Here is a 24,938-nt window from a genome sequence, read left to right as displayed (position 1 = left end):
TTTTGTTCTGCGTTTTTGTTTAAAGCTATTGTTTAAAATAGGGGTTAACTTAACCTAAAATAGGCACGAAAATACCTTCATTATGGGTGCAATAATGCTTAATTGCTGGGCGATGATTATCCTTGGTGGCTAAGATACATACGCGAACACCTTGCTGCACTAATTTATCTGTCAGTGTTTGAACATTGTTATAATCACAGCGTTCACGATCAGCATCTCGTCGACATAAATCTACAAACACCTCTGCGACATCATCATGGTATAGCACATGTTCTGACTGCTGCATTAAGCGTAGGGCTTTAAGGCTCAGTAATTCGGGATCATGGCCTGTTTCAATTAAATAAACATTGCCACTATTGTGATTATTTTTTTCGGTTAATAATTGCTGAAAAGCGGTTTCTAATGCTTCATTGGTACGTGCATGTTCTACAGCGGTTAAGCGAAAGAATTGTTCCCAAAATTTGCGTCTTTCATCAACAGTAGTGAAGTGCTGTTTAATGCGTTGACGTTGTTTACCTGAGAAGGTCGCCAATAAACTTAGATTTTGCGGTAAATAGGTTTCTAAGCGTTCTCGCAAATAACGAACTAAAACCGGAGAAGCGCCGCCACTTGATATCGCCACTTGGATTGGAGTACGATCGACCATTGAAGGTGTAATGAAGTCACAAAAATCAGGGTCATCAACCACATTGGTCCAAATTTTTAAGGCATTGGCATCATGATAAATTTGATGATTAAGTGTCGATGAGTCTGTTGTTGCCCAAACTTGATCAGCTCCGACTAATTGCGAAGCTTGATAAGGCTGATTAATGTGCGCAATTAACTGTTGCTCAAGTAGGGTTTGTAAGTGAGGGTGCAGTTGCGGTGATACCACTGTAACATTGGCATGTGCTTTTAATAATAAGTCTACTTTTCGACAGGCAACTTCACCACCACCAATAACGATAATGTGTTTATGATTTACTTTTAGAAATACTGGGAAGAAATCCATTTTATAATATCCATTATAAGTCTCAATATTTCTCTATTATTACGTAATAAAGCTTGATAGCAATATTGTATTTTTTATTATCCAAAAATAGCGTGTTAACTGTTATTTATTACCATAATCTATTCTTTTTCGAAATAAAGCTATCACTATAAGTATAGTTAAGGTACTTAAAGGAATACGCCCAGCTGATGATGAGTGTGTTTCTACTAATTGGTAATCTTGATGAGGGTAGTCGTCAGCAACGATAAAAGGATCTTGATTGTAATTAGGGGGGGAATGGTGTATTGAAAGCGAAAAATCGGTTAACTGATCGTATTGTTTAATATAAGACTCTAACCATGATCTTAGCGGAGCTAATTGTGTGTATTGACCTGGAAGATGTTGGTATTGGTGAGTTGGATCATTTAGACGATCTTGACATTGTGCGCCATTACTCGTGATACCAATGACACGTAGCCCAAAATCATTATCGGCTTTTTTTTGCGGATCTTGCCAAATTAAAGGACCACCAGAATCACCACTACAAACATCTTTAATTAAGCCATCAATGTTTGAATCGGCACAAATGATGTGGGCGTTATCTGTGCGTAAGCCGCGACAATGATCATCTGGCACACCAGCTAATGTAATCAGCTGTAATTGTGTCGGATAACTCAATGTTGAAGCTACATTGGTTTTTCCCCAACCTGAAGCAATAAGGTTTGCTTGTGAGTTTTGATGTGTTACCCATTGATTAGCAAAAATATTATCGGCTGTTTGTTGCTCAGAAAGTGAGGTAATAAGTATCGGTTTTGCTACAGTGAGTAATGAACGATCAACTCGAATTAACGCGATATCATTAGCAAAAACAGTCTCATCATAATTAGGGTGGCTAACTCGATGAGTAATATTGAATTTATAGCGTTCAGAGAGTGGCTGAGAGCCCCATTTAGGTATTAATGATACGCCAGCTATAACATGATGAATATAATTATTATTACAGTGAGCTGCTGTTATTAGCCAGTGGTCACTAATGATAACAGCGCCGCAGTAGACATCGGTTGTATTTGATGAGGTTAATGCAGCTTGCCAAGGCAATAATAATGGCGCGTAAAGAGAGGCTGGATTACTGTTAATTGCTTTAGGAATTGCTTGCGCGGCATTAGCATGTTGTGAAATATAGCCAGTAGCAATGACAACTAATAATAGTAAATGACGCATTGTACGCTTTAAATAAAGTAACGGCATGATAATCCCTTATTACTACTGTTATTTTAAGGGTAGTTACCGTATGACTAAATTGTGATCAGGCTTGAATCAAAAATAAGAATGTTATGTGATGGCAGCCAATAATTGTTAACTCGATAACGGAAAGTCGTCATATTAATGGTTATTATAGCGACCTATTTTTTATGAGTATTTAGGGATAAATTTTGTTTAATCAATATATTGGTTTTGGTGTTGCAGGTAATTTTGCAGGTCATTTGGAACAAGCCGGTGAAGCTGCAGATTTTATTACTGTTGAAGTGAAAGAAGCTACTCAACCCAAAGCTATTTTCCCTTTTTATTTACCTAATCTTGAAAGTGGGCAATTAGCCGTTTACCCGTTATCGTCAACCACTATTACACCACCAAATGATGCCGATAATCTGCAAATTGAGCCTGAAGTCGCACTGATTTGTGATGTGGTATATAACCTTGATGCTGACGGTATAAACCAAACCGTCGCTGCGTTAGTGCCACGTTATTTTGGTGCCTATAACGATTGTTCTATTCGTAAACCTCATGCAAAAAAGATCAGCGAAAAGAAAAATTGGGGTATCAACAGTAAAGGTATCAGTGACAATCTAATTGCTATCGATCACTTTGCTGAAGGCGGTATTTTAGATCATTATCGGATTGCGAGTTTTCATTACCGTGATGGAGACATTCATCGTTATGGTGAAGATAGTGCAGTGGTCGGTTACAGTTATTTTCATAATACGTTATTAGGTTGGATTGTTGAGCGTATGAATCATCAGCAAGATGTTGGTCCAACAGAAAACATTGCTCAACTTCTACACCAAAGCCAGTATCCAACGCAAGCGATTATCAGTATTGGTGCGACGCGTTATACGCCATATGGTGAAACTCATTTCTTACAAAACGGTGATACTAGCATTGTGGTTGTTTATGATGGTCGACGTTATAGTGCTGATGAAATTATGCAGATGGCAGCAACTAATGATTTAACTGAGGCGAGTATGTCTGTGTTAATTCAGCAAGTTAATCCATTGTAATGTGTTATTAACAGTAAGGAATTGAAATACGATGACTGAATTAGTTTCTGATACCGCAGCTGTCATCGAAAGAGATTCAATTAGAATGGCATGTTTACGGGCAGTACGTGAGCTTAATTTACCGGATTGGTTTATTGCCGCAGGGTTTGTTCGTAATGCCATCTGGGATCATTTACACGATCTACCGATGACGCCTTTAAATGATATTGATGTGGTTTATTTTGATCGTGATGATTGTTCATTAGCGACTGAAGCGCATTATGCGGCATTGTTACAACAGCAATTACCGCATTTTAATTGGGAAGTGAAAAACCAAGCGCGAATGCACATTAAGCATCAACATCAAGCTTATCAAAATAGTGCCGACGCTATTTCACGCTGGGTTGAAATTCCAACCTGTGTTGGCGTTCGCTTAACAGCAGATAATAGCTTAGTTTTTACCGCTGCCTATGGGTTAGAGCATAACTGGTCATTACATGTTAGCATCAATCCACATTACCCAAGACCTGCCGTTTATCAACAGCGTATTCAAGACAAAAATTGGCAGGTATTGTGGCCTAATTTAATGATTATGACTGCGGATTAATCCTAAGGACTGTTTCATGATATCGCCTGCTAATAATATCGTTTCTGCTGCATGGCTCAATCAACAATTATCTGATGCTGTTTTAGCTGCATCAATTGTGGTGTTGGATGCCAGTGCTTTTATGCCTGATGTTCCTCGTGATCCTAAGCAAGAGTTTATTGATGTTCGTATTCCAACGGCACAATTTTTTGATTTTAATCACCAAATAGCGGCGCCAAACACTGATTTACCGCATATGTTGCCACCAGCGGATTTATTCACGGCTGAAGTTGCAACATTAGGCGTCAATAATACTAGCCATGTTGTAATTTATGATAGCCAAGGCATGTTTTCAGCGCCGCGTGGATGGTGGATGTTTAAAGCAATGGGGCATGATAACGTTTCAGTACTTGATGGTGGATTACCAGCATGGTTAGCAGCAGGTTATGCAACTCAAATGGGTGAGCCAGTTGCAATTGAAAACGGTGATTTTTGTGCTAAATTTCGGCCTAATTGGGTGATTGATGCTGATACATTGTGTCAAAAACTGGATGATAAACAGGTTCAAATTATCGATGCACGTCCAAGTGCTCGCTTTTTCGCTACAGTAAAAGAGCCGCGGGCAGGAATACGTAGTGGTCATATGCCTAACGCTAAAAATTTACCGTTTGGTAATTTATTGGTCAATGGTCATTTTCTCGCGACAGAGCAATTAAAACAACAGTTTGATGCGTTAAGTAATAATCAGCAACGGTTGATCTTTAGTTGTGGTTCTGGTGTAACGGCTTGTATTTTAGCACTCGCAGCACAGCAAGCTGGGCGTGACAACGTCACTGTTTACGATGGCTCATGGACAGAATGGGGCGCCAACGATAACTATCCGGTAGTTAAATAATCAATAATTAAACAACTTAGGCTTTTAGTGAGATTTACTAACTAAAAGCCTTTTTACTTTTGCTGTTAAAACGTACTACTTATCACGAGTGGCTGTCACGCTGCAGATACACCGTGATTAAGATTGTTCGGCAATATAGCCATTATCGTTAATGATTTTCTTGGCGTCATCAGAGTTTAAAAATTGGATAAATTGTTTAGCGTTAGCTGATAAACCTTGCTTCTTATACATAATCAAAAATGGACGTGCCATTTTATACTCACCAGAACGAATATTTTTAATACTTGGAGATACACCATTATAAGATAACGGTTTTATTGAACTATCAACAGAGCCAAAAGATAAATAGCCAATGGCTTGCTGATTGCGAGCAATTAAACTTTTTACCATGCCATTAGTGCTTACGACTAAAACTTCAGGGTTAATGTCTGATACCGTAAAACCGTCTATATCTTTGGTCAGTTTCATAAAGTGTTCAAATGAGAAACGTGAACCTGATGCATTTTCACGGCTAACAACGGCTATTTTATTATTCTTTCCTCCCACCTGTTGCCAGTTTTTAGTGACCCCATGATAAATATTATCCACTTCTAGACGAGTAATATTATTTACAGGATTGTTTGGGTTTACCACCAGCGCAATACCGTCATGAGCGATAGGAGTGATTGTATAATTATTATCAAGCTCCGTTGAATTTATAATACGTGAACTCATACCAATGTCAGCAGTACCTGTTTGCAGGGCAACAATCCCTGCCGATGAGCTGATCCCTTGCACATTGATTTTAGTGTCAGGATGTTTGACCGAATAGTGTTCAGCAAGAATATCCATAACATGACTAACAGAGGTTGAGCCGGCAACAGTGACGGTATCGTTAGCTTGAACGCTAAATGCGAGTGTTGTGCAGAGCACACATAAAGTAGTTGCCTTAGTTAACATTTATTTACTCCATTAATTTAATGATAAGCAAATATGTTATTACGCTTATATGACGTTAATGTGAAACTTAAACCACGATTTTATGAACTTAATAACGCGCTAATCTATGCAAAACCGAGTCTTAAAAGAGCTATATAACCTTAGATTGAATTACAACTATTTGATTTATTATATTATTCGCTTTCACTGCATTTCTGTCAGCTATATTTGTAGAGCTGTTACTATTTTATTTATCAACCTTCAATTAATCCTTATTATTAAATAAGTGTATAAGATGTATCAGATATAAAATCATGCTATAACTGTAACAAAGCAGTAACGTATTGGTGTGGCTTTACGTATTACAAGTAGTATGCGAGACACCAATATAGGGTAGGAAAAGAATTCAAGGTTGGATATATGCTTACAGTCGCAACAGCAGCACCGAATAAAGCTATTTTATCAGAACGTATTCAAAAGCTGATTAGTGGGCTTTCTAATGGCGTTTATGAACGTGAAGAAACGATCAAATTATGCCTCTTAGCCGCATTAGCAGGGGAAAGTGTATTTTTATTAGGGCCTCCAGGTATTGCTAAAAGCTTAATTGCGAAGCGATTAATCCAAGCTTTTGATGATAGTAAATTCTTTGATTATTTAATGACCCGTTTTTCTACTCCTGAAGAAGTATTTGGTCCATTGTCTATTCAAGAGCTAAAAGACAACGGTAAATATGTTCGTTTAATTGATGGCTACTTACCAACCGCTCAGGTAGTTTTTCTTGATGAAATTTGGAAAGCAGGTCCAGCTATACTTAATACACTATTAACTGTTGTTAATGAACGTACATTTAAAAATGGTCAGGATATTTTGCCAATACCGATGCGGCTATTGATTACTGCATCTAATGAATTACCAGATGCTGATAGCGGTTTAGATGCATTGTATGATCGAATGTTAGTTCGAGTATTTGTTAATCGGATTCAAGAAAAAAGCAACTTTAAGTCAATGCTAATGGGTGATGGCAGCGGGCTAACCTCAATAGATCCGGCACTAACCATCAAAGATGATGAGTATCAAAACTGGCAACAACATATTGAAGATGTCACTCTAACTGACACACTTTTTGAAAAAATTTATCAGTTAAAGTCAATGATAGAAGCACGTTCAGGTGAAATCACCGAACGTGCAGCAGAGAGCGAGCTGTATATCTCGGATCGCCGTTGGAAAAAATCAGTGCGGTTATTGAAAGCAAGTGCATTTTTTAATGGTCGAGATCAAATCAATCCTCTTGATTTACTATTGCTGCAAGATTGCCTATGGCACAGCCCAGAATCACGTAATGTCATCGTCAGTATCATGCAAGAATTTGCCACCAAATATGCGTTTAATCAGGAAGATGCCGTCGCCGATGCCAAACAAACCTTGGTACTGATTGAGGCCATTAATCAAGATATATGCACTCAGCTTGCTTTAACCTTCACACGCGAAAGTACGATGCGTAAAGAGTGGTTTAAATATAATTTTGCCACAGCAACGCGGTTTAATATTAATAATAATCCACGCATGATCAAACTCGTGATGTTGCAGCAAAATACTTCGGTGTCAGAACAAGAACTCGGTGATAGTCGTTGGGTTTATATTGATGGAGATGAGTTTGATAAAAAAATTCGTACTGGAAAATGCGATATTTATGGCTTCGTAAATAAAAATACGCATCTATGTCGACTACAGTTTGAAATAGATGCTGAAAATCGATTAGTGATCAAAGATATTGCCAATCGACCAGTGTTAGTCGGTGTGACTGGTAATAAAGGCTTAAAGGCCTCACAACAGCAACAGTGGCAACAAGATGTTGATCAGGCAATGGCGAAAATTACTGAGTCTGAACATAATATAATTAAAGCGCGAACTTCGTTTCATGGTGCATTACCACATAATTTTATTAGTGGTGATTTTCCTGCAATGATCGAGCAAAGTCTGAGTGATTGTGTTGAAGAGGTCGCAGAAGTCAAACTCGTTGCTGAAAAAAGTGCTTTTAGAATTACTCACATGGATGAATATTTCTCGCAACAGTGATTGAGATAGCAAGCAACATTGCTATAGATAATGAAAAAGACAGTAAGGATAGATGCCTATGCCAGTATCTGAAGGGTTAAATTTTGCTTTGATGCTTGCAGAGTCGGGTGTTATTGATTCGGCTGTACATGAAGTTATGGTACGGCCACAATTGTTAATGGCAGCTGAAGCGAGTCCTGGAGTGAAAACCGCCATGAAGAATCAAATCATGAAATGGCGTGGTCAAATGCTAAAGAAGACTGCTAAAGGGACGGTTGTTGAACAATTCAGTGATGAGATCAATTTTTACCAACAGGTTTGCACTTGGAATCAAGAATACTTTATTGCTCATTCTGAGCAGATCGTTAAGCGATTAGAAGGGCAATCGGCATTTTATTTCAAAGCTAAAAGCTTATTTGCAAAAGAACAAAATCAGCATAATCCTATGTTTCAACGCTTCTTCTGTGATAAATGGTATGACTACCTTGCCCATGCTTTGCGTGAAGCTCAAGAGTCTGAAGTAGAAGAGCAAAAAGACAAATTGCTGCAAGATCTCTATCAGCGCATTGAAACCATGAAAAAAATGGCGACAGTGACGGATGCTGGTGATGCCAGTAAAGCGGGGCGTTTATGGGATATGGCACAAGCGAAATTGACTAAAACAGATGTTGATGTCATGAAAAAAATTGCAGCGTTCTTAAAAAAGAATAATGGTCTGCAAGATATCGCTGAAAAATTAGGTCGAATGGCAAATGACGTTGACGATCCTAATAAAGAGCGTGTAAAAGCAGAGCAAATGAAGCTGGTGGAAGAAATTAGTGACAATGTCACCGATGATATTGTTGGTATCCATGAAAGTGATGATTTGACGAAGTTATTACCTAATGAGGCGATGTTTTTAGCTTACCCTGAACTTGAAGTGATCTTTTATAAACACTTAGCCGATAAGCGGTTAATGAATTATCGCATGCAAGGCACACAGCGAAAACTACGTAAGGTAAAGGCTTTTCAGCGTCAAACTAAACAGGTTGATCAGCCAAAAGGACCATTTATTGTTTGTATTGATGCGTCTGGCTCAATGTCTGGTTTTCCTGAAAATTGTGCCAAAGCACTTGCATATGGGTTAATGCAAATAGCGCTCGTTGAAGAGCGCGATTGTTTTGTGATCATGTTCTCAACCCAACAAATCACTTATGAATTAACCAAACAAGATGGATTACATGAAGTGGTTAACTTTTTGTCATACTCATTTCATGGTGGAACGGATTTAGGGCCAGTATTGGATCAATCAATCGATCTTATGGCTGAAGGGAAATACAAAAATGCTGATTTGGTGGTGCTATCAGATTTTATTGCGCCAAGTCAGCCAGAAGCGATGCAGTCACGAGTACAAAAGCTAAAACAGCAAAAGAACCGTTTTCATGCTGTCAATTTATCGAAATATGGTAATCCAGAATTACTGGAATTATTTGATCATTGTTGGTCTTATCATCCGTCAACGTTAAGTCAGCTTGGACGGCTGTTTAAATTGCGTTAACGACTATTTACGCTGTAATTTAAGGAGCACGTTTGAGGCTCCTTTATTTTATTTTGAAATACTCTGTCAGTGCCTTTTTCCATTGGTTACTTTTACGAAACTGTAATAATTCACGATTAATGATTTCATCATAAGGGCTATTTTCTGCCAGTACGATACCATAATTTTGTTTTTCAAATTGATATGGAAGCACTTGTAATCGTTGGTAATCACCTTGGCTTTTCGCCTTTTTTATTTGATACCTTAAAATAGCATCATCATCGACAAGTGCATTGATTTCGCCGTTATTCAAAGCCACCAGCATTGCGGCAACGGTCGGGTAAGTTTTATGACTAATGCTGTGGTTCGTTAAAAAATTTGAGGCTGTCGATGATTGCTTGGCACCAGTGAGCACATTATCTAAATCATTGGGGCTTTTTATATCACTATTAATCAGACCTAAAGTAAATGAACTTGCTAGAACCGCAGTGATACTGGCTATAAATAAGGTTGTAACTACGGCTAATAACACGGTGAGCACTCGCCCAGTTAATGTTTTAAATTCATAATAATTAAACGGGCCTTTGGTGATAAATAATAGCCCTAAGATAAATCCTTCAACTAACCGAGCTAGCGGTGATTTCATTGAATAAAGTTTACGGTTAACACGGTGCTCAAGTAGATAATAAATACCACCAACCGTCGCTGCGGTTATCAATATAATGGCTAGAATCTGTAACAGTTTTTTATTGAAAATAATACTGCTAAACGTCTGCCAATGGCTTTTTTGTTTAACTGCGATGGCTAGATTGGTCTCGTAAAAAGAATGTGAAAAATCTAATATTTCTTCGCGTTCAGGGGTGATAGATATACACGATAAGCCAATATCAAGGCTGCCATTAGCAACACCACCCAGTAGCTCTTTGAGTGGCAGAACTTGCACTGAATAATTAAGGTTAAGATTGGTCGCAATATTATTCCACAGTAAAAAGCTTAAGCCTTGATAGTTATTTTCATTATCAATCATCACAAAAGGAGGGCAAGAATAGGTGCCGACGCGGAGTGTTTTATTGTTGATGTTAGCCTCAGCATGAGTATTAGCAGAATAAGATGCGATCAATACCCACATAGCGATAATAGATAATAACCAACAATAACGTGCTAGATAAGGCGCAGACAATAGGGAGTTAATTGGCATAATATCACTCCAAATAAGATAGATTAATATTTAAGTATAAGTGCTTCTTTAACAATAATAGATATTACAACAGGTCGTTTATTGGTTGATGCAGTGAGTTTTTAACACTAAGCGATCAGTTTTTAGTATCAATTGTGTGTTTTTCGCGCATTTGGCTATTAAGGTGCTAAGGTTATCTGGATTTAGCATGTACAATGCTGCGCTCAATTGTATTTGATTCCTGCGAGTAGCAAAGATGACCCAAAAGAAAGCCGCACAGCCTAAACAAGGCCTACATCCACGTAACCCACACCGTGCGCGTTATGATTTTGCGACACTAACCCAATCAACACCTGAGTTGGCACAATATGTTAGTGAAAATGCTTATGGTGATCTTTCCGTAAACTTCTCTGATCCTCTCGCAGTAAAAGCGTTAAATAAAGCGCTGCTAAAGCATTTTTATCAAGTCGATTACTGGGATATTCCTGCAGGCTTTTTGTGCCCACCGATCCCTGGTCGTGCTGATTATATTCATTACATTGCTGATTTATTGGCACAATCTAATGGCGGTGCTGTTCCACAAGGCAAAGGTGTTCGTGGTTTAGATATCGGTATCGGCGCTAACTGTGTTTATCCTATTATTGGCCATCGTGTATATGGCTGGCAGTTTGTTGGCTCAGAAATCGATAAATTAGCGGTTAAATCAGCGAAATTTATAGCGGCCAATAATAAGAGCTTAAAGGGTGCGATTCAGATCCGTCTTCAAGATAATGTTGATAATATCTTTACTGATATGATCAACGATGAAGAAGTATTTGATTTCACCATGTGTAATCCACCATTCCACGGTTCAGAAGCGGAAGCGATGGCGGGATCTGAGCGCAAAGTACGTAACCTTGCGACTAACTCAAATAAAAAGCGTCAAGCTCATGGTCGTAGTAATAAGCTTTCGGCAGTTAATGCCAAATCTGAGTCAACAACGCCAGTGCTTAACTTTGGTGGTCAAAAGGCTGAATTGTGGTGCACAGGTGGTGAAGTTGGCTTCATTAAAAAGATGATCAACCAAAGTGCAACTAAAGCGACACAGTGTTTCTGGTTCACAACACTGGTTTCTAAGAAAGAAAATCTTGGTGTTATCTATAAGCAGCTTGAAAAAGTCAGCGCATTCCAAGTAAAGACCATTGAAATGTCACAAGGACAGAAAATCTCACGTGTTGTGGCGTGGACATTCTTAAACGAAGAACAGCAAGCAGAGTGGCAAGCAGAACGTTGGGCGTAACAGCCTAATATTGTGTAACTTTGTAATCACTACATACATTTCTTTAAAGCGACCATCATGGTCGCTTTTTTTATGGCTGCGATTTGTACACACCTTATTGATAAACCCATTACTAGGTTGTACAAAAAAAAAAGTTGTACAACGTAAATATCTTCGCTACATTTATTGTACAATATTTAACAATTGTACAACTTTAGAGTGTGATTTGGAGGCAGCATGGGAATTCCAGTTGGTATTAGTGCTTGTGTTTTAGGGCAGAAAGTTCGCTTTGACGGTGGACATAAACGAAATCGTTTTGCTGATGAAGAATTAAGTGAACATTTTGACTTCAAACCTGTGTGTCCTGAGGTCGGTATTGGAATGACGATACCGCGTCCAGTTATTCGTTTACTTGATAACACCATTGATGTTCGTCTTGTTGATAGTAAAGATAATAGTATTGATTACACAGATAAAATGATCGCATTTACTGATAATCAATTACCGAGCTTTGACGATCTGCGTGGGTACATTGTGTGTGCCAAGTCGCCAACTTGTGGCATGGAGCGGGTTAAATTATACCTAGACAATGGTAATACAGTGCCGGGTGGCTCTGTTGGTATTTTTACACAACGGTTAATGAATAAAATGCCGTGGTTACCGATTGAAGAAGATGGTCGTTTACAAGATCCAGTATTACGCGAGAACTTTATTTTCCGCATTTACGCGTTAGATGATTTATACCGCTCGGTAGCTGATGGAGTTACCCGCGATAGTATTATTAAATTTCACTCACGTTATAAATTGTGTCTGATGGCACATGATCCGCAAGCTTATCGTGATTTAGGCCGTTTTGTTTCTGATATTCATCAGTGGGATGACTTGAATGAATTCTTTGTTGAATACCGTCTGTTATTTATGACGGCATTAAAACAAAGAGCCAGCCGTAAAAATAATACCAACGTATTAATGCATATTCAGGGTTACTTTAAGCGAGATTTAGACAAACCACAAAAAGCGGAACTGCGTGATGTGATTATGCGTTATCGCGAAGGAAATTTACCGTTAATAGCACCATTAACCTTGATTAATCACCATTTAAAAGTACATCCAGATAGTTATTTGGCCGATCAAACCTATCTAGAGCTTTATCCCGAAAGTCTGAAGTTGCGTTACTCGTTATAAAAACATTAATTATTATAGATGCTTAATCATTAATACTAAGGGGTTTTATGAGTCATCTTACTGAAAATCAATTGTTTGCAATCAGTGAGGTATCTGAAATTACAGGGGTTAACTCGGTAACATTAAGAGCATGGCAGCGCCGTTATGGATTACTGGTGCCTCAACGAACACCGAAAGGCCACCGTCTATATACTCAAGCAGATATTGCTAAAATTCAGTTAATTCTTGATTGGTTATCCAAAGGTGTTTCTATTGGTAAAGTGAAACCGTTATTAGCCGGTAATTGCGATTCGATGCCAGAGCCACAACAAGCCTTAGATATTACCGCTGAAATACTGACGGCAATCCAAGACCTTAATGGGTTTAAATTAGAGCGATTGATCAATGAAGCATTGAAAATTTATCCTTATAAAGTCATTGAACAACGATTATTAGCCGAAGTTAATCTGGTTATTGAGCATCAAGACAATCCGTTATCTGCCATTCAAAAAAGTCTATGGTCAACAACTCTAACTATATGTTTTATAAATATTATAGCTAAAGTTAATAATGAAAAAAAACTCAATTGTTTATTGCTTAGTTTTGATAAGCATAATAATCATCACATTTGGCAACACGCACTAGCTTGGTGTTATAAAGGTGACGGTGTCACTATTATAGATAATCTATCGGGTCGCTTAACGGGTATTTCAGCGTTTGTTCGTGAGCGGGGCATTCAGCATTTAGTGGTGGTGGGCGAGACAAAATTAAGTCGCCGTCAATTAGCAGATATTGAAATGATCACTCAAGAAACAGCAGTGAAATTACATTTTGTCGGCAGTATTAAAACTATTCATGGACAGTAACCAAGTAAGTTTAAAGCGCGGTAAAGTAGCATTAACAAGGGGATAATGATGAATTCTGAGCCTCAATCAACAAACCATGCGCTGCTATGGCTACGAGCTGATTTACGCATTAATGATAATACAGCCTTAAATTGCGCTATCGCATCAGGTTTACCCGTGATTGCGATTTATATCTCAACGCCTATGCAGTGGTATCAGCATCATATTTCAGGTCGACAAGTTGATCTTATTGAACGACGATTAAAAGTTGTTAAACAACAGCTTAACGATATTAATATTCCGTTGTTAATACTTGAGTGTAACGATTTTTCTACCGTACCTGAGGCTATTATACAGTTGTGTCAGCAGCATCAAATTAGCGCAGTTTATTGCAATCGTCAGCATGGATGGAATGAAAAACAACGTGATCTCGCTGTTGAGCAAGCTTTAATTACCGACAATAAACACTGGTACTGCAGTGATGATTATTGTGTTGTACCGCCAGGTCAAGTAGTAACGCTGCAACAGCAAATGTACAAAGTGTTTACGCCATTTCGTACTGCATGGCTAAAACAGTTTTTACAACATAATTATCAACCGACTACAAATAGTGACAAGGTAACGTTTAGTCAGCATTGCTTGAATTTAATCAACGATAATCTTGACGATAACGCTTCTTTTCAACCCTTTAACTACAGTAAACAAGACAGCTTATTATGGCCTGTTGATGAACAAGCTATTCAACAACGGCTGCAAATGTTTTGTGAAACCAAAGCGGAATATTATCAGCAACAACGAGATTTTCCTGCTACCGATGGCACCAGCTGCCTTTCTCCTTATTTGGCTATCGGTGCATTATCTGCGCGTCAGTGTTTAGCGGCTTTAATTGAAACACAGCCGCAGTGCGTCGAAATAAATAGCCATAATGGCGCTTTTGTATGGCTCAGTGAAGTGGTATGGCGTGAGTTTTATAACCATTTACTTGATAGTTGTGATCGTTTAAGTAAACACCAGCCATTTCAGCTATATACCCATAATATTCAGTGGTTAGAAAATAGTGATCATGTGCGAGCATGGCAGCAAGGACAAACCGGTTATCCGATTGTCGATGCTGCGATGCGACAACTTGCGGCAACGGGGTGGATGCACAATCGTTTAAGGATGATCAGTGCCAGCTTTTTAGTAAAAGACATGCTATGCGATTGGCGTATCGGTGAGCAGTGGTTTATGCAGCAACTTATTGATGGTGAATTAGCATCCAATAATGGTGGTTGGCAATGGGCGGCATCGACAGGGACTGATGCGCAACCGTATTTTCGTATTTTTAATCCCACCACTCAGAGTGAACGTTTTGATGCCGACGGTGATTTTATTCGTCAATGGATACCAGAGCTAGAATCGGTTCCTGATAAATATATTCATGCGCCTTCATTATGGTCGGGCTTTGGGGGTGTTGATTACCCATTACCAATTGTTGATCACAAGCAAATGCGATTATTGGCCATTGATAGTTATAAGCAAGCCAAAACATGGCATGACAATCAACATCAGCTGTAAGTCAATACAATAACAAGGACATTATTATGGTGACCACAAATAATACGGTAATTAATACCTTTATTGAGGTTTATAGTCAGCTAAATAAGCACAATTTAGCGCTGCTTGATAGTGTCTATCATCCTGATATTGTATTTGAAGATCCTGCACATCATATCGCCGGTATTGACGCACTACAGCAATATTTTAAGGCGCTGTATTGCAACATTAATAGCTGTACTTTTGTAATTAATCAGGCTGTTGTTGAAAATGAGCATGCTTTTCTACAATGGACAATGACCTTTTCACATCCACGATTACAACAAGGAAAACCGCGAATATTAACAGGATGTACTCAACTAACCATTGCGCAGCAACAGATTATTTATCATCGTGATTTTTTTGATTTAGGTGCGATGTTATACGAAGGGCTACCTGTCATTGGTGGTGTTATCAAACACATTAAAGCGAGGTTAGGCCAATGAAAACAGTACTTATTACTGGTGCTAGTTCGGGGATTGGTCAGCAATTAGCTCTGGATTATGCCAATCAAGGTTGGCAAGTATATGCCTGCGGCCAAAACCAACAACGACTACAGCAGTTAGTTATGGAGGTTGCACCTACAGCCGTAGGAAATATCACGCCATTGATATTTGATGTCACTGATGCAAACCAAACTCAGCAGGTGTTATCACAATTAGATGTTTTGCCAGAGCTGATTATTTTAAATGCAGGGACATGTGAATATATCGATGATGGTGTGATTGATAGTGATTTATTTAAGCGTGTATTTGAGGTCAACTTTTTTGGCATTCTTCATTGTTTAGAGGCGATACAAGATCGGTTTACTGCGGCAACGCATCTGGTATTTATCAGCTCATCAGCAGCGTATACCGCTTTGCCTCGCGCCGAAGCATACGGTGCTTCAAAAGCTGCACTTTCATATTTTTCAAATGGTTTAGCAATTGATTTAAAACAAAAAGTAAAAGCTGTTACCTTAGTTAATCCAGGGTTTGTTGCGACACCGCTAACCAATAAAAATGATTTCCCAATGCCAATGATTGTTAGTTGCGAATACGCCTCAGACAAAATACGTCATGGTATTCTTAACCAACAAGCAGAAATACATTTTCCCAAAAAATTCACTTTATTACTCAAAGCAATTGCCTTATTACCTATCGCTGCTCAACGGGTAATTATTCAACAGATGACAAGGAAAGCATCATGAAAATAGCCATTATAGGATCAGGTATCTCAGGGTTAACCTCTGCTTGGTATTTACGTCATCAACACGATATTATTGTGTTTGAAGCCAATGATTATGCTGGTGGACATACAGCGACCGTCGATGTTGAAGTTAATAGTGGTCAATATGCGATTGATACCGGATTTATTGTCTTTAATGATCGTACTTATCCCAATTTTGAACAGTTATTAAAAGAACTTGAAATTGAAGGTCAAGCCAGTGAGATGAGTTTTAGTGTTCATAATGATAATAACGGGTTGGAATATAATGGTCATGATGTCGCATCGCTATTTGCTCAAAAAAAGAATCTATTTAAGCCGCAGTTTTTTCACTTCTTATATGAAATTACCAAATTTAATCGACTCGCAAAACAAACAGCTAATACTGCGATAGAGCAACAAACACTTGGGGATTTTTTACACCAGCATCAGCTTAGTGATTATTTTACCGATAATTATATCTTACCAATGGGGGCGGCTATCTGGTCATCTTCATTAGAAGATATTCGTAATATACCGTTAGATTTCTTTTTACGATTTTTCCTAAATCATGGCCTGCTAGATATTGTGAATCGGCCACAGTGGTATGTGATCCCTGGTGGGTCTCGTGAATATGTAAAACGCATGCAGCTACAAATAGGTAATCTGATTCAATTAAACTCGCCAGTACAGCATGTCAGTCGTTTAAATGAGCAGGTTTATATTACCGTTAACGATACGGTGAGAGTGTTTGATCATGTGATTTTTGCATGTCACAGTGATCAAGCACTAGCGCTACTGGCTGACAGTAGTGATGATGAACAGCAGCTATTATCTGCAATGGCGTATCAAGATAACGAAGTGGTGCTACACACCGATGACAGTATTTTGCCAGATGCTAAAGCAGCATGGGCGGCATGGAATTATCATTTACCGCTCATCAATGGTGACTCACAGCAGCAATTGCCAGCCTTGACCTATAACATGAACATTTTACAAGGTATCGACGCACCTGAAACATTTTGCGTCACTTTAAATCAAACCCAAAATATCGATCCCAATAAGATTTTACGTAAATTCACCTATGCGCACCCAATGTTTAATCGTGCCAGTATTAATGCTCAACAACAGCGACAGTTAATTAATGGCATCAATAACACCTGGTTCTGTGGTGCTTATTGGTATAACGGTTTTCATGAAGATGGTGTAAGAAGTGCACTTGATGTCATTGAAGCGATTACACATACCGATCCTATTCGTCATTCAGTATTAAAGCATGTTACTGACAGTAATGAATCAATCAAGACGATAGGTAATAGTGGCCAAGATTATGCGCATTACTAATAGTGGTATTTATAGTGGCGATGTGCGTCATCGTCGTTTTACACCGGTATTACATCGTTTTCGCTATTCGATGTTTATGGTGTATCTCGATGTTGATGAAATTGACACTATTTGTGACAGTGTAATGGGTTTTGGACGCCAATGGTTCCATTTTGCTCGGTTTCGTCGCCAAGATTATATCGCCGGTGCTGATGATATTAACCAAGCGGTAACCGATAAAATTCACCAACTGACGGGAAAGCGTATTACTGGCAAGGTCAGCATGTTGTGTCATTTGCGATATTGTGGATTGTATTTTAGCCCATTAAATATGTATTACGTTTTTGATCAGCAAGGTGTTTGGCAATATGTACTCGCAGAAGTGAGTAATACGCCTTGGAATCAGCGTCATTATTATGCGATACCAGCCAAGCAATATTGGTCACATAAGCATTATATTGATGATAAAGCGTTTCATGTTTCACCGTTTAATCCAATGGATCAAGACTATGTATGGCAGCTTTCTCTACCTGATAGCATTGTTAATATCCACCTAGAGGTTCATACAAAAAAAGATAGCATTCGTCGAGAGTGTGAAAATGACCTTGACGAAAAAAGCCATCTTAATGACGCTGTCACAACTAAAACCTTTGATGCTACGTTAGCAATGCAGAAACAGCCCTTTACCACTAAAACTTTATTACGGCAGTTGTTAATAACGCCCATTATGACCATCAAAGTCATGGTCGGCATATATTGGCAAGCGTTTAAACTGTGGCGCAAGGGCGCACCGATTTACGATCATCCTAATCAACACCATAAATAGTAAAGGAAGATACTATGCTTAGAAGTGAATTAGAGCCAGTAACATCAACTCAGTTATTAAACCATGAGCGGTCACGACGCATTATCTTTACCCTATTGAAGCAATTATCAAATGTTGGTTTAACGCTGTCTGAGCATGACGGAGATACCCATTTCTTTGGTGATAAGCAAGCCAGTTTACAAGCGAGTCTTACAGTGATTAATCCTCACTTTTATAAACGCTTATTAACTGATGGCAGTATTGGTGCGGGTGAAGCGTATATTGATGGCTGGTGGGATAGCCCTAATTTAACCAATGTGGTGCGTATTTTGGCTCGAAATCTGACAACGCTTGATAAAATTGAAGCGAAAGTCGGTTGGATAACCAAACTAGCAAAGCAATTAAGCCACTTTTCGCATCGAAATAACCATCAAAATGCCAAAGATAATATTTCAGCACATTATGACTTGGGTAATGATTTATATCGTCACTTTCTCGATGACAATATGCTCTATTCTGCGGGAGTGTATTTATCTGATTCCGATACGCTAGCTCAGGCGCAAATCAACAAAATGGCACGATTGTGTCAACAATTACAACTTACCGAGCAAGATCACTTATTAGAAATAGGCACAGGCTGGGGAGGGATGGCAATTTATGCGGCTCAGCATTATGGTTGCCATGTTACCACGACCACCATATCTCAACAGCAATACCAATGGGCGCAAGAGAAAGTAAAACAAGCAGGCTTAGAGGATAAGATCACTTTATTACTGCAAGACTATCGTGATTTAACCGGCCAATACGACAAATTAGTATCGATTGAAATGATTGAAGCTGTCGGTAAGCAGTACTTGCCTACCTATATCAAAAAATGCCAATCATTATTGAAACCCAATGGGTTATTCGCTATTCAAGCAATCACCATCGCCGATCAACGCTATGAAAGTTACAGTAAAGATGTTGATTTTATTCAAAAGCATATCTTTCCTGGTGGATTTTTACCGTCAATTAGTGTCTTACAATCACACTTAACCTTTCACAGTGACTTTGTTACTCGTGATATTAAAGATATCGGTATAGATTACGCAAAAACCCTTGCTGATTGGCATGTGGCGTTTAATCGTAATAGTGAAGCACTCAGTCAATACGGCTATGACGAACGTTTTATGCGCATGTGGCGTTATTATTTCTGTTATTGCGAAGGTGGATTCTTAGAGCGAACCATTAGTACTGTTCAATTATTGGCTAGTCGTCCCCAGTGGCGCTAATCATGAAATATGTAGTGATAGGACTTAGTTTTAATCTGTTCTGGCTGTTAGCAGTATGGGGGCAATATCAGTATATCGGTATTTTGATATCACTCTTAATTGGTTGCTGGCTGTTTTACCACCGTAGTTTTACCTTTGCTTTAATAGCAAGCGCGGTGGGGATTTGTGGCGACTATATCTTGTTTAAATTAGGGGTTATGCAGTTTCCATTGCCGACGGATCCATTGTTTGCTCCTTTTAGTACGGTCATACCGCTATGGTTAATCTTATTGTGGTTAGGTTTTACCTCTATGGTATGGATCATGCGTAACCAAATTCAAAGGTTGCCACTATTGTGGGTGATCATTGGTGGCAGCCTAGGTGGCGCATTAAGCTACTGGACAGGATTAGCCTTAGAGGCTGTTATATGGCCATATGGTGAAGGCATTACTTTCATCGCTATAGTCGTCGTCTGGGGGGGATACAGTAGCTATTTATGGTGGTTATTACATCGAATGACCCAAAGGAGGACCAGATGAAGACATATTCGATACTACTGGTATTAATGATGACGGTGAGTTTACCAGCACAGGCTTCGTCATGGTTTACATGGCCAACCGTGGGTGAATCAACATTAACATGGGGCTGGTGGAAGATATATACCGCGCAACTTAAAACCCCAACGGGCAAATATATCGCCAATGATAGAAATGATTTAGCACTGATTATTCGTTATTTGCGTGATATTGATAAACAAGATCTGTTAAAAGCAACCGATGACCAATGGCAACATTTAGGTTTTACACCACACCAGCGACAGCAATGGTTGAGACAGCTGGCACAGCAATGGCCGAGTGTAAAAAAGGGCGATAGATTAGTCTTTGTCACCAACGTGACCGAAGGACGATTTTATCAACATGGCAAACCATTGGGAAAACCACTTTCAAAAGCGTTAAGCAATGCGTTTATCAGTATCTGGTTATCGACGGATACTGAATACCCTAAATTACGGTTACAACTTATTGGCCAATAATGGCTAGCACTCTTCAAATTACTACTTATTATTAAAACAACAAACGTTAATAAAACAGCAAAGGGAGATACTATGTATATTCATCGTACTCACATCACTCATAGCAACCAAAAAATGTTTCCCTTCTTATCTAGGTTACTGATGGGCTGGCTGATATTGTTATTAAATGGCTGCACAACTTCGATTGATGACTATCAAAATGCTGAACCTAAGTTTGAGTTGTTTCACTTTTTTGAAGGTAAAACTCAGGCATGGGGAATGGTTCAAGATTATAAAGGTCAACAAATACGCCGATTTAATGTTGAACTCAATGGGGTTATTACTGGCAATCAACTCGTTCTTACCGAAGACTTTGTTTTTGATGATAATCAAACGCAACAACGAATCTGGATAATCACCAAGCAAGCAGACGGGCATTACCTTGGTACCGCTGACGACGTTATTGGTGAAGCTGTGGGTTATGAAAAAGGTAATGCACTTAATTGGCAATATGTCTTAGCAATGGATGTCAATGGTTCAACATATCATATTAATTTTGATGACTGGATGTTCTATCAAAATAATAACCAGTTATTTAATATAGCTAAAATGACAAAATGGGGTTTTACTGTTGGAACAGTAACGTTATTTTTTCAAAAGTGATGAGCGTAATTTAAATGGTTTTTATTATAAATAATTATTATGAATGCAATAAATGCTTTTCTTTATACATACTCATATCTGCTTGATTAATCATACAGTCAATATTTATATCTTTAATATTACTGGCGTGAATGTAATAGGTGCCAATCGATGCTGTAATTATAATATCATCAATTTCTATGTGGCTTAGTTGAGATAATATTAGCGTTTTTTTTATGTCAGCTTCTATTTGTGTATTAACCTCACTGTAGATAATAAATTCATCACCACCTAAACGTGCGACACCCGTTTTATCATTCGTCAAATTTTGTAATTTAGAAGCATATTTTTTTAAAACACGATCACCAAAGCGATGCCCATATTGGTCATTTATTTTTTTAAAGTTGTTGATGTCTATGTAGAAAATAGCGATATATTCATTTTTAAGTTTTATATTTTTAATTGCTTTATTTATATGTCGATAAAAAGCACGCCTGTTCCAAATGTTAGTTAAACTGTCATACGATGCTATGTGGTTAAGTTCTTGTTGTTTAATGTCATTTTCAATTGCAATTGAGCATACTGTCGCTGCCATTTCAAGTAACTCATATTCATCATCGCTGAGCATGGAATTCTGTGAGCAATGCGAGTAAATAATTCCTAAGACTTTATTTTTTGAAGATATAATTGGTAATCCATAGCAAGAGTTTAAATGATTAATTGTTTTTAGACTATAATACTTTCGGTATTCATTGCTGGTGGTTATGTGTTCAGATATTATTATTTTCTTTTTTGAACAAACGCTTTCAAAATGAATTTTAGCGGGGTTGATCATAAACCTTTCACAACATGTTTGATTACTGTTGTTATTATTAAACGGCATGAACTTATTTTTGTTTTTATCAAAAAGTAGAATTGATGTTTGTCGGTCATTAAAGGTCGTCTCTGTTAGTTCAATAACACGTAATAACATTTCAGCTAGTGAGCCTTCTACGGGTAAATGTTTTAATATTTTATTAAACGAACGGTATGCTGTAATTAATGCACCGGACATATGGTATTCCTAATAGTATATGTGAAACGTTAAAACTAAGTTGCTTTCTACTGATACACTATACTAATTATTTAAAATAATAGAAGCATTGTTTGTTAATTATTGGTTTTAATAAGTGACTTATAATGTTTTTTTTATATTATTTCTAATTTAAAAAATAAATATATTCATTTAAATTATACCTCTTGCCATTATTATCACTCGTTTTAACACCCACCGAATTAATAACGGCATTTTATCTGACTCTGATTCTTGAGTATATTTTACAATAGCAAGTGCAATATCTGGTTTAGCGTGTTTTTTTAACGCGCGATAGATGATTTTTCGAATAGGCATGTGATCATTTTCTGAAATATTGGCAAGTTGGCGAAATAAGGGCTCATAACCTTTTTTAAATAAGAAGTGCTCGATATCTTTAGCGGGTAATACGGTTAAGCGTTCTCGTTCACTGTCATCATTTAATAACAGCCTGACTTTATCAGCATATTTTCGACCAGCAGGATCACCATCAGCGACAAGGTGCCATTCAATACCTAATAAACGGGCGAGTTTAATCAATGGCTTTAGTCCACTTTGAGCAAACTCAATCACATGAATACCTTCAGCTGCAAGGTTATATCCAGTTAAATGCGCCATTTCATTAAATAGCCAAACTTCAGTTTCTCCTTCGACCAATAACCATACTCGAGCATAAAACGCACTGGGGCGATGCATACGGACATGAAAGGTTACTTTACGAATATCATCTTTATTTAACTCGCCATTATTAATTCCATGCACAATGGTTTTTTGTGGCGTACGTTGTAAGCGTTTAATGTCACCAAGTGGAACGACACTTAATAACTCTGGACTATTAGTGGTTAATATCTTTTGCATCGGCATATTTTGGATAAATGCCCACGCTTGATGGAGCATGATAGGGTGTAACCGTCCTTCAGGATCTTCTAAGATCATAATAGGCCGAGAAATACGTTTAAGATCGACTGTACCTCGCGCACGAATATATTCATTCAGCAACCCCATTAATAGCAGTTTTGCTTGTTTGGTCATTTTAGGTTGTATCAGTTGATCAAAAGGGTTGGTATTGTGATCATCATGTTGATTGTGCAGGGGATAATAAGATTGAGGCTGGGCTTTACTGCGTGAGTGCGGCGCGAAAGCAAAGTAATGATCAACTAATGAGCGTAATGTATTAATGCTACTTTTGATTTCGGCGCTACTAACATGGCCAGGTTGGGTCATTAGGCGACGGCAAGTATTATCAAGCCGACGTTGAATACGAGTAGATTCACGATCCTTTGCTGGTGGCATTGCTAAGCTATTGTGGGGCACGCTATAGGTATTACTATATTCTAAATGGCGCGCATCTCGAATTCTAACGATTGGGTGTAACACCATCAGTTGCCGTAAAAACTTATTGGTATCTGGATGTTCAATCACCTGACCGTCGGCATGTAAAAAGTGACGATGAGTAATGATCTTATCGTTTTCGATGTGGCTATCGATTTGTATATAAATATGCTTGAGATTATTTTGTTCAACCCAAAATGGCTCAAAGGCACGGTAGCGGCGGGCACGATATTCACCTTGATAATCTTCATGCCAGCGTAATACTATTTGTAGAGAAGAAGCACGTTGATAACCAATAGCATGATCGACGTGAAAATCTGAGAATTTCATTTCGTAAAATTCTGCAGTGGGTGATAGCACTAAACTTAATGCGTCAAGCAGTGATGATTTGCCCCATGCGTTTTCTCCGATAAGTACGGTTAATTGATTAAATGAGAGTGATAGCCGTTTAATACCTCGAAATCCAGCAATTTCAATGTGCTCTAAATGCATGGTTTTTCCTTATTGTTTCTTTAAAACATAGCGCAGCAAGCATAAGAAAGGGATCGTTTCGCTCACATTATTGATACAATCTTCAAATTAAAAAAGTTACTATATCGATGCTGAATATTTAACGAAAACAATTATAAAGGATGATCCAATGGCTAAAATGATTCACGCTATGATTCGTGTTATTGACCTTGATGCGTCATTAGCATTTTATAAGCAAGCGTTAGATTTAGAAATTGCCGAGCGACTTGATTTTGATGGTTTTAGCTTAGTGTATCTGCGTAATAATGAAAATGATATGGAACTTGAATTAACGTGGAATGAAGGCACAACAGAAGCGTACACTCATGGTACGGGTTACGGGCATATTGCTGTCGCTGTTGATGATCTTGAAGCAGAATATCAAAAATTATTAGCGCTTAATTATAACCCTGCAGAGATTAAAGAGTTTTATCGTGAGGGGGTGTTATTGGCTAAATTTTTCTTTGTTCAAGATCCTGATGGCTACAAAATTGAATTTTTACAGCGTCATGGCCGTTACCAATAATTAATAATAGAGGCATTGCTGAGTGAGTAAAAATTAGTCGAAAGGTATTAAGCGGTTATTCGCT

General features: G+C 38.2%; 24 protein-coding genes. 18 read left to right on the top strand and 6 right to left on the bottom strand.

Translation table 11 applies throughout. The features are described 5' to 3' along the window. Positions 1-49 precede the first annotated feature (49 nt). On the bottom strand, positions 50-991 hold the full coding sequence (locus tag G6R09_RS00365; protein WP_163919975.1) for a bifunctional precorrin-2 dehydrogenase/sirohydrochlorin ferrochelatase: 942 nt from the start codon (positions 989-991) through the stop codon (positions 50-52). 102 nt (positions 992-1,093) lie between these two features. Beyond that, positions 1,094-2,218, bottom strand: a complete 1,125-nt coding sequence (locus G6R09_RS00360) for a serine protease (RefSeq protein WP_163919973.1) — start codon at positions 2,216-2,218, stop codon at positions 1,094-1,096. A gap of 182 nt (positions 2,219-2,400) precedes the next feature. Here G6R09_RS00360 and G6R09_RS00355 point away from each other — a divergent pair, with 182 nt between their 5' ends. The 3 genes from G6R09_RS00355 to G6R09_RS00345 are packed head-to-tail and all read left to right on the top strand — an operon-like array spanning position 2,401 to position 4,709. Then, positions 2,401-3,249, top strand: coding sequence for a DUF5718 family protein (locus tag G6R09_RS00355; protein ID WP_373423693.1), 849 nt, complete (start codon positions 2,401-2,403; stop codon positions 3,247-3,249). A 31-nt stretch (positions 3,250-3,280) separates the two neighbouring features. Further along, positions 3,281-3,835 carry a nucleotidyltransferase family protein gene (locus tag G6R09_RS00350; protein WP_065167535.1) on the top strand — a complete coding sequence of 185 codons (555 nt, stop codon included), beginning with the start codon at positions 3,281-3,283 and terminating at the stop codon, positions 3,833-3,835. Between the two features lie 16 nt (positions 3,836-3,851). Beyond that, on the top strand, positions 3,852-4,709 hold the full coding sequence (locus G6R09_RS00345; RefSeq protein ID WP_065176451.1) for a sulfurtransferase: 858 nt from the start codon (positions 3,852-3,854) through the stop codon (positions 4,707-4,709). Between the two features lie 117 nt (positions 4,710-4,826). Here the strand turns inward: G6R09_RS00345 and G6R09_RS00340 are convergent, their stop codons facing one another. Then, positions 4,827-5,648, bottom strand: a complete 822-nt coding sequence (locus tag G6R09_RS00340; RefSeq protein WP_065176450.1) for a phosphate ABC transporter substrate-binding protein — start codon at positions 5,646-5,648, stop codon at positions 4,827-4,829. 399 nt (positions 5,649-6,047) lie between these two features. On the opposite strand from G6R09_RS00340, the gene G6R09_RS00335 reads away from it, so the two are divergent. Beyond that, a complete protein-coding gene (locus G6R09_RS00335) occupies positions 6,048-7,703 on the top strand; it encodes an ATPase RavA domain-containing protein (protein WP_163919971.1) in 1,656 nt (551 codons plus the stop codon). Between the two features lie 58 nt (positions 7,704-7,761). Further along, the gene (gene viaA, locus G6R09_RS00330) at positions 7,762-9,219 is read left to right on the top strand and encodes an ATPase RavA stimulator ViaA (RefSeq protein ID WP_065167531.1); all 1,458 of its coding nucleotides are present in this window, start codon (positions 7,762-7,764) and stop codon (positions 9,217-9,219) included. A 43-nt stretch (positions 9,220-9,262) separates the two neighbouring features. Here viaA and G6R09_RS00325 read toward each other — a convergent pair whose 3' ends face one another. Beyond that, a complete protein-coding gene (locus G6R09_RS00325) occupies positions 9,263-10,396 on the bottom strand; it encodes a transporter substrate-binding domain-containing protein (RefSeq protein WP_163919969.1) in 1,134 nt (377 codons plus the stop codon). A gap of 235 nt (positions 10,397-10,631) precedes the next feature. On the opposite strand from G6R09_RS00325, the gene rlmF reads away from it, so the two are divergent. The 12 genes from rlmF to G6R09_RS00265 all read left to right on the top strand — a co-directional run bounded on the left by rlmF (position 10,632) and on the right by G6R09_RS00265 (position 21,455). Continuing rightward, the gene (gene rlmF, locus G6R09_RS00320; RefSeq protein ID WP_065176448.1) at positions 10,632-11,654 is read left to right on the top strand and encodes a 23S rRNA (adenine(1618)-N(6))-methyltransferase RlmF; all 1,023 of its coding nucleotides are present in this window, start codon (positions 10,632-10,634) and stop codon (positions 11,652-11,654) included. Positions 11,655-11,870: 216 nt separating this feature from the next. Then, positions 11,871-12,818 carry a 2-thiouracil desulfurase family protein gene (locus G6R09_RS00315; RefSeq protein ID WP_065167529.1) on the top strand — a complete coding sequence of 316 codons (948 nt, stop codon included), beginning with the start codon at positions 11,871-11,873 and terminating at the stop codon, positions 12,816-12,818. A gap of 47 nt (positions 12,819-12,865) precedes the next feature. Further along, positions 12,866-13,663, top strand: a complete 798-nt coding sequence (locus G6R09_RS00310; protein ID WP_065167528.1) for a MerR family transcriptional regulator — start codon at positions 12,866-12,868, stop codon at positions 13,661-13,663. 48 nt (positions 13,664-13,711) lie between these two features. Further along, positions 13,712-15,199, top strand: coding sequence for a deoxyribodipyrimidine photo-lyase (gene phrB, locus G6R09_RS00305; protein ID WP_163920984.1), 1,488 nt, complete (start codon positions 13,712-13,714; stop codon positions 15,197-15,199). A gap of 26 nt (positions 15,200-15,225) precedes the next feature. After that, on the top strand, positions 15,226-15,663 hold the full coding sequence (locus G6R09_RS00300; protein ID WP_065176445.1) for a nuclear transport factor 2 family protein: 438 nt from the start codon (positions 15,226-15,228) through the stop codon (positions 15,661-15,663). Then, positions 15,660-16,406, top strand: coding sequence for an SDR family NAD(P)-dependent oxidoreductase (locus tag G6R09_RS00295; protein WP_065167525.1), 747 nt, complete (start codon positions 15,660-15,662; stop codon positions 16,404-16,406). The genes G6R09_RS00300 and G6R09_RS00295 overlap by 4 nt, the downstream gene beginning before the upstream one ends. Next, positions 16,403-17,746 (top strand): NAD(P)/FAD-dependent oxidoreductase, encoded by a 1,344-nt coding sequence (locus G6R09_RS00290; RefSeq protein ID WP_163919967.1) that lies wholly within the window; start codon positions 16,403-16,405, stop codon positions 17,744-17,746. The genes G6R09_RS00295 and G6R09_RS00290 overlap by 4 nt, the downstream gene beginning before the upstream one ends. Next, a complete protein-coding gene (locus G6R09_RS00285) occupies positions 17,733-18,551 on the top strand; it encodes a DUF1365 domain-containing protein (protein ID WP_065167524.1) in 819 nt (272 codons plus the stop codon). Before G6R09_RS00290 ends, G6R09_RS00285 begins: the two co-directional genes overlap by 14 nt. A 14-nt stretch (positions 18,552-18,565) precedes the next feature. Next, on the top strand, positions 18,566-19,801 hold the full coding sequence (locus tag G6R09_RS00280) for a cyclopropane-fatty-acyl-phospholipid synthase family protein (RefSeq protein WP_065167523.1): 1,236 nt from the start codon (positions 18,566-18,568) through the stop codon (positions 19,799-19,801). 2 nt (positions 19,802-19,803) lie between these two features. Then, on the top strand, positions 19,804-20,319 hold the full coding sequence (locus G6R09_RS00275; RefSeq protein ID WP_065167522.1) for a DUF2878 family protein: 516 nt from the start codon (positions 19,804-19,806) through the stop codon (positions 20,317-20,319). Continuing rightward, positions 20,316-20,813: a chalcone isomerase family protein gene (locus G6R09_RS00270; RefSeq protein WP_065167521.1), complete on the top strand. Its 498-nt coding sequence runs from the start codon at positions 20,316-20,318 to the stop codon at positions 20,811-20,813. The genes G6R09_RS00275 and G6R09_RS00270 overlap by 4 nt, the downstream gene beginning before the upstream one ends. Positions 20,814-20,885: 72 nt before the next feature. After that, on the top strand, positions 20,886-21,455 hold the full coding sequence (locus tag G6R09_RS00265) for a DUF3833 domain-containing protein (protein ID WP_306440003.1): 570 nt from the start codon (positions 20,886-20,888) through the stop codon (positions 21,453-21,455). A gap of 37 nt (positions 21,456-21,492) precedes the next feature. On the opposite strand, the gene G6R09_RS00260 is transcribed toward G6R09_RS00265, so the two are convergent. Further along, the gene (locus tag G6R09_RS00260; protein WP_065167520.1) at positions 21,493-22,488 is read right to left on the bottom strand and encodes a sensor domain-containing diguanylate cyclase; all 996 of its coding nucleotides are present in this window, start codon (positions 22,486-22,488) and stop codon (positions 21,493-21,495) included. A gap of 171 nt (positions 22,489-22,659) precedes the next feature. Then, positions 22,660-24,330: a DUF2813 domain-containing protein gene (locus tag G6R09_RS00255; RefSeq protein ID WP_065167519.1), complete on the bottom strand. Its 1,671-nt coding sequence runs from the start codon at positions 24,328-24,330 to the stop codon at positions 22,660-22,662. A 148-nt stretch (positions 24,331-24,478) separates the two neighbouring features. Here G6R09_RS00255 and G6R09_RS00250 point away from each other — a divergent pair, with 148 nt between their 5' ends. Next, the gene (locus G6R09_RS00250) at positions 24,479-24,874 is read left to right on the top strand and encodes a VOC family protein (RefSeq protein WP_065167518.1); all 396 of its coding nucleotides are present in this window, start codon (positions 24,479-24,481) and stop codon (positions 24,872-24,874) included. Positions 24,875-24,938: the final 64 nt, after the last annotated feature.

The sequence above is a fragment of the Photobacterium sp. Alg240-V54 genome (genome assembly GCF_900537155.1).
GTDB lineage: Bacteria > Pseudomonadota > Gammaproteobacteria > Enterobacterales > Vibrionaceae > Photobacterium.
This window is presented reverse-complemented; position numbering and strand designations above follow the sequence as displayed.